The organism is Streptomyces griseoaurantiacus, from assembly GCF_036189845.1.
Classification (GTDB): Bacteria; Actinomycetota; Actinomycetes; order Streptomycetales; family Streptomycetaceae; genus Streptomyces; species Streptomyces griseoaurantiacus.
The window spans coordinates 2,043,298-2,057,013 of the sequence record NZ_CP108326.1 but is presented as its reverse complement, the minus strand read 5'-3'; the positions used below and the strand labels follow the sequence as shown (position 1 = coordinate 2,057,013).

The 13,716-nt window shown below is 74.3% G+C and carries 12 protein-coding genes and 1 pseudogene; 6 read left to right on the top strand and 7 right to left on the bottom strand.

All coding sequences use genetic code 11. From position 1 onward, the window contains the following. Window positions 1-185: 185 nt before the first annotated feature. Window positions 186-383 (top strand): annotated as a pseudogene (locus tag OHB09_RS09220) (DUF1918 domain-containing protein); the annotation flags it as partial. A gap of 135 nt (window positions 384-518) precedes the next feature. Here OHB09_RS09220 and OHB09_RS09215 read toward each other — a convergent pair. Both OHB09_RS09215 and OHB09_RS09210 read right to left on the bottom strand, forming a co-directional pair. Next, the gene (locus OHB09_RS09215) at window positions 519-965 is read right to left on the bottom strand and encodes a cupin domain-containing protein (protein WP_328922999.1); all 447 of its coding nucleotides are present in this window, start codon (window positions 963-965) and stop codon (window positions 519-521) included. Between the two features lie 31 nt (window positions 966-996). Further along, entirely contained in the window at window positions 997-2,202 is a 1,206-nt protein-coding gene (locus OHB09_RS09210) for a glycosyltransferase (RefSeq protein ID WP_328921822.1), read from the bottom strand. A 257-nt stretch (window positions 2,203-2,459) separates the two neighbouring features. Between OHB09_RS09210 and OHB09_RS09205 the strand changes: the two genes are divergently transcribed. From OHB09_RS09205 to OHB09_RS09195, 3 genes are all read left to right on the top strand, one after another. Beyond that, complete coding sequence (locus OHB09_RS09205; protein ID WP_319117780.1) at window positions 2,460-3,302, top strand: glycosyltransferase family protein; 843 nt, start codon at window positions 2,460-2,462, stop codon at window positions 3,300-3,302. Between the two features lie 256 nt (window positions 3,303-3,558). Beyond that, window positions 3,559-5,784 (top strand): serine/threonine-protein kinase, encoded by a 2,226-nt coding sequence (locus tag OHB09_RS33290; protein WP_407077313.1) that lies wholly within the window; start codon window positions 3,559-3,561, stop codon window positions 5,782-5,784. A 63-nt stretch (window positions 5,785-5,847) separates the two neighbouring features. Next, window positions 5,848-7,827 (top strand): FHA domain-containing protein, encoded by a 1,980-nt coding sequence (locus OHB09_RS09195; RefSeq protein ID WP_330437065.1) that lies wholly within the window; start codon window positions 5,848-5,850, stop codon window positions 7,825-7,827. 98 nt (window positions 7,828-7,925) lie between these two features. Here OHB09_RS09195 and OHB09_RS09190 read toward each other — a convergent pair whose 3' ends face one another. From OHB09_RS09190 to OHB09_RS09175, 4 genes are all read right to left on the bottom strand, one after another. Then, complete coding sequence (locus tag OHB09_RS09190; RefSeq protein WP_328921821.1) at window positions 7,926-8,306, bottom strand: MazG-like family protein; 381 nt, start codon at window positions 8,304-8,306, stop codon at window positions 7,926-7,928. After that, window positions 8,303-9,130, bottom strand: a complete 828-nt coding sequence (locus OHB09_RS09185; protein WP_191852941.1) for an SAM-dependent methyltransferase — start codon at window positions 9,128-9,130, stop codon at window positions 8,303-8,305. The genes OHB09_RS09190 and OHB09_RS09185 overlap by 4 nt, the downstream gene beginning before the upstream one ends. 136 nt (window positions 9,131-9,266) lie before the next feature. Next, complete coding sequence (locus tag OHB09_RS09180) at window positions 9,267-9,485, bottom strand: DUF397 domain-containing protein (RefSeq protein ID WP_040893728.1); 219 nt, start codon at window positions 9,483-9,485, stop codon at window positions 9,267-9,269. A 92-nt stretch (window positions 9,486-9,577) separates the two neighbouring features. Next, complete coding sequence (locus OHB09_RS09175) at window positions 9,578-10,459, bottom strand: helix-turn-helix domain-containing protein (protein ID WP_006137747.1); 882 nt, start codon at window positions 10,457-10,459, stop codon at window positions 9,578-9,580. 337 nt (window positions 10,460-10,796) lie between these two features. On the opposite strand from OHB09_RS09175, the gene OHB09_RS09170 reads away from it, so the two are divergent. Further along, entirely contained in the window at window positions 10,797-11,204 is a 408-nt protein-coding gene (locus OHB09_RS09170) for an ATP-binding protein (protein WP_371788974.1), read from the top strand. Window positions 11,205-11,304: 100 nt separating this feature from the next. Here OHB09_RS09170 and OHB09_RS09165 read toward each other — a convergent pair whose 3' ends face one another. After that, window positions 11,305-11,862: a DoxX family membrane protein gene (locus tag OHB09_RS09165; RefSeq protein WP_040893732.1), complete on the bottom strand. Its 558-nt coding sequence runs from the start codon at window positions 11,860-11,862 to the stop codon at window positions 11,305-11,307. A 434-nt stretch (window positions 11,863-12,296) separates the two neighbouring features. Between OHB09_RS09165 and OHB09_RS09160 the strand changes: the two genes are divergently transcribed. Continuing rightward, the gene (locus OHB09_RS09160) at window positions 12,297-13,685 is read left to right on the top strand and encodes a D-alanyl-D-alanine carboxypeptidase family protein (RefSeq protein ID WP_328921820.1); all 1,389 of its coding nucleotides are present in this window, start codon (window positions 12,297-12,299) and stop codon (window positions 13,683-13,685) included. The last annotated feature ends 31 nt before the right edge of the window (window positions 13,686-13,716 follow it).

The window sequence follows — 13,716 nt, the reverse complement described above, 5'->3', positions numbered from 1 at the left end:
CGGTCCGGTGTCCCGTGCGGTGCCGATGTCGCCGGCCTGCCGGAGTCGTGGGGTCGCCCCCTTCGGGTCGCCCCCTTCGAGGATCACCCGCTCCCCTCCGGCTCGCATCCGGACCGCCCCGCCCACCCGTACACGGCACCATGCGCGCTTCATCCGCGCACTATCCGCGAGAGAGGGTGACGACCATGCGAGCACACCTCGGTGACCAGCTCGTCGTCGAAAGCAACAGGTCCGAGGCGACCCGTCGCGAGGGGGAGATCGTGGGGCTCCACCACGTCGACGGGACACCGCCGTACGACGTGCGCTGGTCGGACACGGACGAGGTCGCGTTCGTGTTCCCCGGACCCGACGCGCACGTCCAGCACGCCCCGCACACGGAACGGAGCGGGCGGGGGGCCTCCGGGGCGACCCAGGTGCCCGCCGCACCACGCCTCCGCGAGGTGTAGCCGCCCGCGCGGGTCCCTCCCGCCGGGCTCACCACCGGCGCGGCCCCGGGGAGGGGGCCCGCGCCGGCCCGCTCACGGCGTCCTCGGGGCCTCCGGCACCTCCGGCGGCACCGCGTACCCCGGTACGGAGGGCCACCGCACCGTCAGCACCACCGAGTCCTCCTCCGCCTCCCAGGAATGGTCCACTCCCCGGCACCAGACGACGTAGTCGCCCTGCTCCTCCAGGAGCACGTGGCGGCCGGGGAACTCCATGCGGAAGCGGCCGCTGATCAGGACCAGTACGGCCGTGCGGACCTCGCCCTCCACCCACCGGGCGCGGCGCTCGCCGCGCGGGTGGATGCCCCACTTGACCTCGACGGCGTCGCTGTGGCGGGGGTCGCCCGGCTCCCTGAAGTGCCCGAGCAGCCACCCCCGGTCCAGTGCCGCGTCCTTGCCCGCGCTGCCCACGTACACGCCGTCGTCCGTGTTCGTGCCCGTGCCGTCGCCCGTGCCGCCGTCCGTGCCCGTGCCGCCGCCCACGCGCCTGCCCTCTTCTCCGTACACGCCGTTCTCAATGCCGGGACGCTAGCAGCAGGCGGGCGGCCGTCTCCGCCCCGTCGGTGCGTATCCGTTCGGCGAGGGACCTCGCGCGGGCCCGGGTCGCGGGGTCCAGCACCGTGCCGAACGCGGCGTACAGGGAGTCCGCGCTCGCGCTCGGGCCGTCGAGCGTCGTGCCGAGTCCCAGGTCCGCGACCCGCCCGGCCCAGTACAGGTTGTCCGAGAGGTGGAGCGGCACCACCAGTTGCGGCACGCCCGCCCGGGCGGCCGTCTGCGTCGTGCCCGCCCCGCCGTGGTGGACGACGGCGGCCAGCTCCGGAAACAGGCTCTGGTGGCTGACCTCGCCGAGGGCGAAGCAGTCCTCCCCGTCGTCGATCGGCTCCAGATCGGCCCAGCCGCGCGAGACGAGGACACGGTGGCCCCGGGCGCGGACCGCCTCGATGACCTTGCCGCCGATACCCTCCGCCGGGCGCAGGCTGCCGAAGCCGACGTAGACCGGGGGCGCGCCCGCCCGCAGGAAGGAGACCAGGTCGGGCGGGAGAGGCCGGTCGTCCGGCAGCATCCACGGGCCCGTCTGCGTGACCTCCAGGCCGGGTGCCGCGGGCCACGGTCCGAGGGCCGGGTCGGCCGCCAGCCACGGCCGGGCGGTGAGGACGTGGTCGCGCACGTTGTCCACCGGGCCCAGTCCGAGCGCCACCCGGTGCCGGTTCAGCGCCTCGCCGAACTGCGCGGTCACCAGACGGGCGTCGCGCTCCCACAACGTCCGGTTGTCGGCCGCCGCCGGCTCCGGCCAGCCCGGGCGCGGGGGCGGCGCGTGGTGCGGCGAGGGCAGGTTGACCGCCGCGTAGGTCACGTGGACGTAGCGGATGCCCGCGGCCTCGGCCACGGACCGCGCGGCGACCTGACCGAGGCCGGCCGCCACCAGGATCCCGCAGCCCTCGGCCGCCGCCGGTAGAACGGCGAACTGCTCGTCCACCAACCGGTCGCGGGCCTGGGAGAGTTCCTCCGCCGTCGGGACGGACGAGTCCCGCATCAGGGTGCGCACCGGGGGGCCGACCGCGACCTGCTCGATGCCGAGCTCCTTCAGCCGGCGCGCGAACTCCTCGTCCGGCGGGGTGCACATGCGCACCTCGGCGCCGAGCGCGCGCAGCCGCACCGCGAGTGCCACCAGCGGTTCGACATCGCCGCGCGTTCCGTACGTGGACAGCAGCACCCGCATTCCGCGCCCTCTTCCGGTCGGGTCCGGTCGTCTCGGGGCACATGGATACCCAAGTGATCGCCGGGCAACCGGAGTTGCATGACCGGGGTGGGGCGGAGGCCCTCTCGCGGGGACCGCGACCAGTGGCTACCGTGAGCCTCGGCGTACCTTCCGGGGCGGTCGGTGCGGCGGCGCGGCGCCGACCGGCCCGGGTCCGCCGCTGCCCCGGCGAGGCGCGCACGGTTCCCGACCGTCGACACCATCCGAGGGGCCACTCCATGCAGAGTCCGTCCGTCCCCACCTCCGACGCCTCGACGATCCAGACCCCCGACGCCCTGCCGACCCCTACCTCCGACGCCTCGACGATCCCCGCTCCCGACGCCTTCCGGGCCCCCGAGCCCGACGTCTCGGTCATCCTGCCCTGCGCCGGATACGCCACCCGTTTCGGCGCCCCCTACGCCAAGGAACTGCACTGCCTGGCCCCCGGGGTCACCGTCCTCGACCGCAGCCTGGAGGCCGCCGTCGAACTCGCCAAGAGCGGACTCACCGTCCGCCTGGTCGTCGTGTTCCGCGCGCACAAGCTCGACACGGTCGGGTACCTCGCGCGCTACGCCGAGACCTTCCAGATGGTCTTCGTCTACCAGGACGAGTCCCTCGACGCGGGGCTCGACGGGGCCATCCGCTCCGCCCTTCCGCTCACCCGGGGGCCGGTCGCCCTCGTGCTCCCGGACATCGTTGTCGACGGGGTGAACAGCGCCGGCAGCCTCCTCGCCGCGCTGCGGCGGACGCGGGCGCCGGGGAACTCGGGCTGGAGCGTCGTCGCCGCCCGGGAGCGGGACCCCGACACACTGCGGCAGATGGGCGCGCTGACCCTCCGGGAGTCGGACGCTCCCCCCGAGGGTGAGGGCGAGGGCGGGGACGAGGTCCTGACGGTGGGCGCGGCCGCCGAGAAGCCCTCGGACCCCGCGGGCTTCAACGGGCTGTGGGGGATGGTGGCCGTCGCCGAGGAGGAGGCCCACCGGCTGCCCGACGTGGTGCGCAAGGGGGCGGACAGCCCGCTGGCCGGTGCGGCCGCCGTCGTGGTGAAGGAGATCGTCAACTACAACACCGTCGCGGGCTGAGGCGCCGACCGGACCGCGGAACGGGCCGGCGGAGGAGGGCGAGGGGTGCGCCCTCCGTCACCGGCCCGTTCCGTGCAGTACCGCCCGCTCAGATGTTCGTATGAGGTGTGTCCGCGTTGTTACACTGCTGCCAACCGAACTGCCCCTGTTCTGCGTGTACTTGAGAGGGCGGGCGAACGTTTCGGCGGTGGGGGCGGGATGGGTCCTCCTGGCTCGGTGAACCCGTCCACGCCCGACAGACGAGGAGAGTCGCCCCATGCAGGACCAGGACGCGGTGTCCCCGGACGCGAGTGACGAGCGCGTGGTGGCCGGCCGCTACCGTCTGCTGTCCCCGCTCGGCGCGGGCGGCATGGGAACCGTGTGGCGCGCCCGCGACGAGATGCTGCGCCGCGAGGTCGCCGTCAAGGAGGTGCGCGCGCCCGCCGGGCTGCCCGCCGCCAAGGTCGAACGCATGTACACCCGGCTGGAGCGGGAGGCGTGGGCGGCGGCCCGCATCACCGGCCGCAACGTGATCACCGTGCACGACGTGGTCACCGACGCCGGCCGCCCGTGGATCGTGATGGAGTTCGTCCGGGGCCGCTCGCTCGGCGAACTCATCGCCTCCGAAGGTGCGTTGACGCCCCGGGAGGCCGCCCGCATCGGCGCGGAGGTACTGGCCGCGCTGCGTTCCGCGCACGAGGCCGGGGTGCTGCACCGGGACGTGAAGCCCGCCAACGTCCTCCTCAGCCAGGACGAGCGGGTGATCCTCACCGACTTCGGCATCGCCATGGTCCAGGGCGACACCGCGCTGACCCTCACCGGTGAGGTCGTCGGCTCGCCCGAGTACCTGGCCCCGGAACAGGCACTGGGCCGCACGCCGGGGCCGGCCACGGACCTGTGGTCGCTCGGCGTGCTGCTGCACACCGCCGTCCAGGGCCGCTCGCCCTTCCGGCGCGAGAACACCCTCGGCACGCTGCGGGCCGTCGTCGACGAGGAGCCGCCCGCCCCGCACCGGGCCGGGCCCCTCGCCCCCGTCATCGAGGGACTGCTGCGCAAGGACCCCGCCGAGCGGACCACCGCCGAGCGGGTGGCCGAGCAACTGCGGCTCGTGGCGGCCGGGAGCACGGTCGGCGCGGACACGGAGGACACGGACCCGGAGACACGGCCGGTCACCGCCCGCCGGGACACGTCGGCGGACGCGACCCCGACCGCCGTCGCGGCGGCGGACACGGGGATGACCGCCGCGGCGACGGAGGCCGGGGTGACCGCCGTGGCGACGGACCCGGGGGCGACCGTCGGCGGCACGGAGGCAGGTGGCGCCGTCGCGCACACGGACACGTCGGAGACCACCGCCGCGACGGACGCCGGGTTGACGTCGGCCGCCACCGCGACGGACGCGGAGCTGACCTCGGCTGCCACCGCGACGGACGCCGGGCTGACGTCGGCCGCCACCGCGACGGACGCCGGGCTGACGTCTGCCGCCACCGCGACGGACGCCGGGGCCACGGCCGTCGGCGGGACGGGTGCGGGGACGCGGGGCACGGCGGAAACCGCCCCCGGCCGACCGGCCTCCGGCACCTCCCGGGCCGCCGACCCGCGCACCGCACTCGCGCGTCCCGCCGTCCCGGGGACGACCGACGCGCCGGCCGCCCCCGCCGCCCCGTACGAGGCGCCCTCGTCCGCCGCGTCCGCCGTCACCCCCGCGCCCACGACGCACACCCCGGCAACGACCGCCTCCGCGCCCACGGCGCACACCCCGGCAACGACCGCCCCCGGCGCCCAGACCCCCGCCGCCCCGCACGAGGCGCCTTCGCCCGCCCCACCCACGGCCGCTCCCACCCCGGTCGCCCCGCACGGGGCGCCCTCGTCCGCCGCTCCCACCGTCACCGCCGACGCCCTGCCCGCCCCGCACGGCCCGCAGGGTGGGCCCCCGGCGCCCGCCGCGGCCCCTCCGCGGCGGCCCGGGCGGCGGAAGGCGACCCTGTGGGGTGCGGCGGCGGCCGCGTTCGTCGTGCTCGCGGGCGGCCTCGGGTACGCCCTGGCCAACAACGGCGACGAGGGCGACAAGGGAGGCACGGACACCAAGGCGGGCACGAGCACGGCCGGTACCGCCGCCGGGGGGGACCAGGACGGGGCGGCCGTCGAGAACGACGGCGCCGCCGCACCGCCCCCGGCGACCGTCTCCGTCACCGGCGCCCACACCACGTACGCCGGGAGCTGCCCGCCCCCGCAGGGCCAGGCGCCCACCTTCACGGCCACCTTCGAGGTCACGAAGCTGCCCACGACGTTCACCTACCGCTGGGTCTCCTCGGGCGGCACGGTGGTCGACCGGGCCTGGCGCAAGCTGTCCTTCGCCGCGGGCGGCCCCCGCACCCACCAGGAGTCGATCAGCGTGACGTCTTACGCGCGGGCGGGGACGCTGTCGAGCGCGATGGGTGTCGAGATCAAGTCGGAGCAGCAGACGGTGTCCGACACGGTGCCGTTCACCCTGACGTGCCAGTGACGGCCGGGCGCCCCGAGCGCCCCGGCCCCCACCCCCACCCCTTCGCCTCCCCGGGAGTCTTGAGTGTCGTCGGTCATCGTGGGACGTACCGGTCCCTTCACCGGGCAGAGCGTGCTGCTCGGCACCGCTCCGCTGCGGTTCGGGCGCAAGAGCGACAACGACGTGGTCATCGTCAGCACCAAGGCCTCCCGGCTGCACGCCGAGATCGTCGTGGAGGACGGCTCCTACGTCCTCCACGACCGTGACAGCAGGAACGGCACCCACGTCAACGAGCAGCGCGTCACCCGGCACGTGCTGGCCTCAGGCGACGTGATCCGGATCGGCGACGAGACCTTCCGGTTCGAGACGCAGGAGGCGATGGAGACGGTCATGGACCTCTCCCAGGCCGACCTGCCGCCCGCCCCCGCGGCCGACCCCGGCCTGCTGCGGGTCACCGTCGTCGGCGGGGGACCGGTCGGACTCGCCTTCGCGCTGCTTCTCGAGGACGCGCTGGAGGGCAACGTCGCCCTCACCGTCTACGACGGCCGCTGGACCCGCCGGGGCTCCGAGGTGGTCTGGAAGGACGAGACGCAGGGCAACGTCCGCCGCCAGCAGGTGGTGACCATCCAGAGCCGGCAGTACCTGGCGCTGACCGAGGAGATGCGCGAGGCGCTGTTCGGGGCGGGACAGTTCTCCGAGATGTGGCCCGTCGGGCCGGACTCCGTGGCCGGCCGGCCGCCCCGCAACATCCGGATCGCCTACATCGAGGACCGGCTGCTCGAACTGGCCGCGCGCAAGCCCGCGATCCGGCTGGTGCCGCGCCGGCTCGACGTCGAGGAGCACGAGGCCCGGACCGCCCAGGAGCACGTCCTGGTGATCAGCGACGGCGGCCGCTCCCGCACCCGCGAGCACTACATCGACCGCTTCGGCCGCGCCGACTCCTCCGTCTACTCCCTCGACGGCGAGCACCTGCACGACCTGGTGCTCGGCCTGCGGGTCAAGTCCCCGCTGCCGGACCCGACGAGCGTCCTGCTGACCGTCTCCCAGAACCGTTTCCTGCTCAACTCGCTGCGCGGCGAGGGCTTCCTCAACATGCGGCTGACCCGCGAGGAGGCCAAGGCGGTCGTCGGCATCGACCCCGAACGCCAGGTGTTCGCCGACTGCGTCGCCGCACGCCCCTGCGTGATGAGCCGGCAGGAGGACAACGAGTTCGTCTGCCCCACTCACGGCACCCTCTTCCTGCCCGCGCTGCTGCGCGGCTCCGTGCTGTGGAAGCGCATCCAGGAGGGGCTGAGGATGTTCGGCGTGCCGGAGGAGGACCTGAGCGCCATCACCTCCTTCCGCCTGGACATGGTGCAGCGCCCCCGGTTCACCGCACAGCTGCGCCGGGCCACCGCGAGCGGCCCGGGAACCTACGGCTTCCTGCTGGGCGACGCGGCCAACGCGATCCACTTCTGGCCCGGCCGCGGCCTCAACAGCGGTCTCGCCTCCGCCACTTCACTGGCCCGCTCGCTCAGCCGTGCCTGGCGGGGCCGGCCGCTGCGCGATGCCGACTTCATCCGGCACGAGGCCGCGATGTCGATGCTCCAGTACCGGCACAAGAGCCGCGCCTGGAACGCGATGGTCGCCACCGACGACAAGGGCGTCACCCGCGCCATCAAGGACATCATCGCCCGCAGCACCGAGCCGCTCCCGGACGCCCGTGCCGGTGCGGGGGAGGGCGGGTCCGACCTGGAAGGGCTGCTGGAGCGCATCGCCGCGATCCGCGAGCGGCTCGCGCCCCGGATGCCCGGCCTGCCCGGCGACGAGGAACTGCGCGCCCACCTCTCTGCGCTCGCCCCCTCGACCCTGCGCACGCTCCGGGAGAGCGGCGCCTGGGACACCCTGATCGTCGGCGGCGAGGAGGTCGACATCGACCTCTTCTACCAGTCCGACGCCCCGGTGTACGTCCCCCGCCCCAGCGGCCCGCGCGACGAGCCCCGCGAGCCCCGCGACCCCCGTGATCCCCGCGTGCTCGGCCACGAGCCGGGCCCGCCGGAAGCGGTGGCGGGCCCTCGCGGCTGAACGGCCGGACCCAGGACCCCGGACCCCGGACTCAGGACCCCGGACCGCACGGCCCCGGACCCCGGACCGCGCGGCCCCGGACCCGTCCGGCCGCGCGGTCAGGCATCCCGCTCGCGGGGCCGGACGGCCTCGGGGCGGGACGCCGGGGGCCCGCCGAGTGAACGGCGGGCCACCCCCGTGACGTGGGACTCGAAGGCGCCGCGCGCGTCCGGGGTCAACGTGCGCAGCGCGACCAGGGCCGTGAGAGCGACGTCGCACAGCTCCGCGCGGACGTCGTCCCAGGTGTGGGTCACGCCCTTGCGGGGGTTCTGGCCGATCGCCCCGATCACCGCCTCGGCGACCTCGCCCACCTCCTCCGACAGCTTCAGCATCCGCAGGAGCAGGGCCTCGCGGCCCACGGCCGGGCTCTCGGCCTCCAGCCACGTCCACAGGTCGTCGACGGACCTCCAGAGGCCGTCCGCCGCGCCCTCCCCGCTCATCGCTTGATGCCGACCCCGGTCCACAGGCTGACCTGGGCGTCGGTGGGGGGCTCGGAGTCCTGTTCGGTGCCCGAGCCCGCGTCGGGGCGCCAGCGGTGGCCGACGGTGATGCCCGGGTCGAGGAGGTCGAGCCCGTCGAAGAAGCGGGCCACGTCCTTCTGGGAACGGAACTGCACCGGCGTCCCGGCGTCGGTGTAGATCGCGGTGACCTTCTCCCACGTCTCCGGGTCGAAGTCCGGGGTGCAGTGGCTCAGGGCCAGCGCGCTGCCCGCCGGGAGTATCGCCAGCAGGCCCTCCACGATGCCGTACGGGTCCTGCGCGTCGGTCACGAAGTGCATGAGGGCGTTGAGCGACAGCGCGACCGGCCGGCTCATGTCCAGGACGGCGGCCAGCTCCTCGGACTCGATGAGCGCCCCGGGGTCGTTGACGTCCGCCTCGATGTACGTGGTCCGCCCCTGCGGGCTGCTGCGCATCAGGCGCTCGGCGTACTTCAGCACCAGCGGGTCGTTGTCGGCGTAGACGACCCTGGCCTCCGGGATCTCCGACTGGGCGACCTGGTGCAGGTTCGGCTCGGTGGGGATGCCGGTGCCGATGTCCAGCCACTGGCGGATGCCGTGCTCCCGGGCGAGCACCCGGGTGGCGCGGTGCATGAAGGCACGGTTCTCGCGGGCGCACACGAAGATGCCGGGATAGGCCTCCGCGACGGCCTCGGCGGCCTTCTTGTCGACCTCGAAGTGGTCCTTGCCGCCGAGGTAGTAGTCGTACATCCGGGCCGAGTGGGGCCGGCTGGTGTCTATCTCCCGGGCCGTGTGCGAGGTGTTCATCCTGTCCCTTTCCTCTGTCCCTTTCGATGGTTCGGTGGTTCGGTGGTTCGGTGGTGCCGTGACGCGGTGGTTCGGTGGTGCGGCGCTCGGGCTCGTCGTGCGGGCCGGCCTGTGCGGGGCTCGCGCGATTCGTTCCTCAGCCGGCCGCCAGGTGGTCGGCGAGACCCCGCTTGACGCCCGCGACGAACGCGGCCATCTCCTGCGGGGTGTAGATCAGGGCGGGCCCGGCCGGGTCGGTCGACTGCCGCACCGCGACCCTGCCGTCGGAGAGCTGCTTGGTCTGCACGCACTGGCCGCCGTTGGGGCCGCTCCACGGGGACTCCCAGCCGTGTTCGCCGAGGTCGAGCGCGGGCATGCCGTTGTAGACGGCACCGGTGTGGACACCGCTGTGGGCGCCGTGCGCGGCGTGCGTGCCGCGGACGCTGCGGGCACTGCTCTTGCTGGTGCTCATGAGTATTCCTTGCGCATCTGGTTCAGGAGCGCTCTGCTCTCCGCGGACGAGGTCAGAAGGGACATCCGGTTGTGCGCCTCGAGGTGTGTCACCACGTCGGAGCGCTGGTCCAAATACACGGCGGCGGACAGGATCTCGCTGTAGACGATGTCGGGGAGTTCCGGTTCCTCGAACCGGAAGTAGGTGAAGGGCGCGCACGCCCCGGTGTGGGCGCCCGCGGCGAAGGGCACGACGTCGACGCTGACGTGCTCCAGTTCGGAGACCTCCAGCAGCCGTTCGATCTGGGCCCGCATGACCTCCGGGCCGCCCACCACCCGGTGCAGCACGGCCTCCTCCAGCACCACCCACAGGGTGGGGGCGTCGGGCCGTTCGAGCAGGCTCTGCCGGCGCAGCCGCAGGTTTATGCGCCGGTCGAGGTCCTCCTCGCTGTCGTTGGGGAAGCCGCCGCGCAGGATGGCCTTGGCGTAGTCGTGGGTCTGGAGCAGGCCGGTGACGTACTGCGGCTCGTAGGTGCGCAGGGTCTTCGCCCCGCTCTCCAGGCTCACGTACGCGCTGAACCAGTTCGGCAGCACGTCCCGGTACGGGTGCCACCAGCCCGGTTCGTTGGCCTTGTCGGCCATGCCGACGAACTCGTCGATCTCCTGGCGGTCGGCCCCGTACGTCTCGAGCAGCTTCTCCACGTACAGCGGCTTGAGCGCGACCTCCGCCTTCTCCAGCCGGCGGATCGTCAGGGACGTCACGCGTAGCGCCTTGGCCGCCGTGTCCAGGGAGACGTTCGCGTCCTGCCGTCGCTCCTGCAACCGCCGGCCGAGGATCATCCGGAGCACGGTGGGCGCGCTCGCGCCCGAACCGCCCGTACCCGAACGGGTTTCACTCACGACCAACCTCCTGAGGAGCCGTCAACAGGACGAGCATGACAGTGACTTGGCTGATTGCGCCAGACCGAAAACGACTGTCCGACATCGACTGGGTGAAATTATCAGCGAGTCGGTTGCAGGGTGAACTCACCCGCGCGCATAGTTACTTGCGTGACGCCGCCCGACGGGCATCGCCCGCCCGGCGGTGTTCCGTCACGCACTCGCTCACGCCCCGACGCTCGACCCGCCCCTCCGGACCACCCTGCTCCGACTGCGTCCGCCGGCCCGACGGAAGGCGACCCTCGTGTCCCCCCACGCGACCACCTCCCCCGCGACCACGTCCCCCGAGCTCTTAGACATCGCGAACCCCGACCGCACGCACTGGCTCGAACTCCCGGCCCACCGCTCCAGCGTCAGAGTCGCCCGTCGCACGGTGGACGCGCGGCTGACCGGATGGCGGCTGCCGCAGGAGCTGTGCGAGGACGCCGTACTGCTCGTCTCCGAGCTGGCGACCAACGCCGTACGGCACACGCTGAGCGCGCGGATCCTGTGCGGGGTCGGGCTCATGGGGGAGGGCCGCGTACGGCTGGAGGTGCACGACCACGGCTACGGGGGCGGCAGCGGCGACATGACGGGCTCCCGGCCGGGCGGCGAGGCCGAGGGCGGCCGGGGGCTGTTCCTCGTCGAGCAGATCGCCGAGACGTGGGGGATCTGCCGCTCGCGGCTGACCGGCGGCAACGCGGTCTGGGCGAACCTCAGGGCGTGAGGCGCAGGGCGCGGGCGGAGCCCTCGCACGGGGTCCGGCCGCGCCGACCAGCCGATCAGGCTGATCGGTCCGACTTCGTCGGTCGGTCCGGTCGCCGCGGTCACTCCTCGAACAGCGGTGCCTGGTCCCCCAGCCGTTCGGCCCGCTCCCGCTCCCGGATCCGCCGGGTGCGGGCGCCGACCACCGCGCAGGTGACCGCCGCCGTCACGCCGAGCGCGGCCGGCACCATCCAGTTGCGGTTCACCGCGTGCCGCAGCACATGGTCCAGGGAGAGCCGGCCGGGGCCCGCCACCGCGAGCCCCGCCGCCGTCAGCCCGAGCGCGGCCGCGTACTCGTAGCCGCCGCTCTGGGCGAAGAAGCCGTTGGGCGCGTGCACCGCCGCCGCGCCCGCCATCGCCCCGGCCGCGGCCGAACCCGCCGCCGGGGTCGCGAGGCCCAGCGCCAGCAGGGTGCCGCCGCCCGTCTCGGCGAGCCCGGCCGCCGTCGCGCTGGCCCGGCCGGGCGCGTAGCCGACGGACTCCATGAACTGCCCGGTGCCCTCGAGCCCGTGGCCGCCGAACCAGCCGAACAGCTTCTGCGCGCCGTGCGCCGCGAGCACCCCTCCGGTGCCCAGGCGGAGCAGCAGCAGTCCCACATCACGTCGGTCGCACAGCGTCACGATCACTCCCGGAACGGCGAGGGTCCCTCTTGCGCCTCCACCGTTCCACGCCCCGCACCGGCCCGGCCCGTCCCGCGCGGCCGGACGGGTGAGGGGCGCGGACGCCCGCCCCGGGCCCGCCCCGGTGCCGCACGTGCGGGTGCCGCACGCCGGTGCGGGCCGAGCCGTCGCGGGCCGCGCCGGAATTCCCCCGGCGTCCCTGATGAACGACTTCGCCCGCCTCGCCGTCTTCCCTCCCGGGCATCGTCCGGGGGCCCGCTCGCCCGGCCGGTCGGCCGGGGGCGAGACATGCTGTGGGGAAGGACCTGAGGGGTATGGGAACGTCGAAGGGGAAGCCGGCGGAGAAGGCGCGGGCAGGCGGCCGGGGGCCGACTTTGCCGAGGCTTGGTGACCCCGATGTGGGCCTGGGGGGCGGGGCTTTGTACGGTCCCGGAATGCGTGACACTTCCCCGCTCACCCGTCGTGCGGTGCTCGGCCTCGCCGCCGCCGTTCCCCTGGCCGCCGCCGTACCCGCGGCCACCGCCACTCCCGCACACGCCGCCACCGCCATCGGCGGGGAGCGGCTCGGCCTTCCCGGCCTCCAGGTGCGGGGCGGTGTCGACGTGCCCGCCAAGCTCACCGCCCGCGCCTGGCTGGTCGCCGACCACGAGAGCGGAGAGGTCCTCGCGGCCTTCAACGCGCACAAGCACCTGGCCCCGGCGTCCACGCTGAAGATGCTGTTCGCGGACACCGTGCTGGGCAAGTTCGACCGCACCGACCGGCACAAGGTGACCCGGGAGGAGATCGCGGACGTGCCGGCGGGCTCCAGCCTCGTCGGCATCAAGGAGAACATCACCTACACCGTCGAGCAGTTGTGGCTCGGCGTCTTCCTGCGCTCCGGCAACGACGCGGTGCACGTGCTCTCCCACATGAACGGCGGCATCGCGAAGACCGTGGCGGAGATGCAGGCCAGGGCCGCCGACCTCCAGGCCCTGGACACCCAGGTGCGCAGCCCCGACGGCTTCGACCACAAGGGGCAGGTCTCCTCCGCCTACGACCTGACCCTGTTCGCCCGGCACGGGCTGAAGAACGACGACTTCCGCCGCTACTGCGGGACGAGGACCGCCGACTTCCCGGCGGGCGGCAAGAAGACCTTCCAGATCCAGAACACCGACCGCCTGCTGACCGGGGCATGGGGCCTGGAGAGGTACGAGGGCCTCATCGGCGTCAAGAACGGTTACACCAGTCACGCCGGCAACACCTTCACCGGCGCGGCCACCCGGAACGGGCGCACCCTGCTGGTCAGCGTGCTGCACCCCGAGTCCGGCGGCAACGGCGTCTACAAGGAGACCGCCAAGCTGCTCGACTGGGGCTTCGCCCACGCGGACAAGATGAAGCCGGTCGGCATGCTGGTCGACCCGCTGAGCGAGGGGGGCGCGAAGCGCGTCCCCGCCGACAAGGCGGCCGGGGCGAAGGGCGCGGCCGGCGCCCGGACGGCCTCGGCCTCCGGCGACGGCCCGTCCTGGGGCCTGATCGGCGGCGCCGGCGCGGCGATGGCCCTGCTGGCGGGCGGCGCGCTGGCCCTGCGGGGGCGGCGGCGACGCACCGCCCTCACCGGAACACCGGCCGCCGCGAGTCCCGTGACGCCTCCGGGGCCTCCGGCGCCCGCGGCAGTCCCGGCGCCTCCGGCAGCCCCGGCACCCGCGGGGTCACCGGCCGGCCCGCACGCCGGTCCCATGACGCCCACACTGCCCGCGCAGCCGGGTCCCGCCGACCGGGCGTCCCCGGCCGACGCGGGCGGGGAGGGGCGGACGCCGGGCGCCTCCGGACGGCCGGGGAACTGACGCGACGACGACCGGAACTCATCCGCCCGTC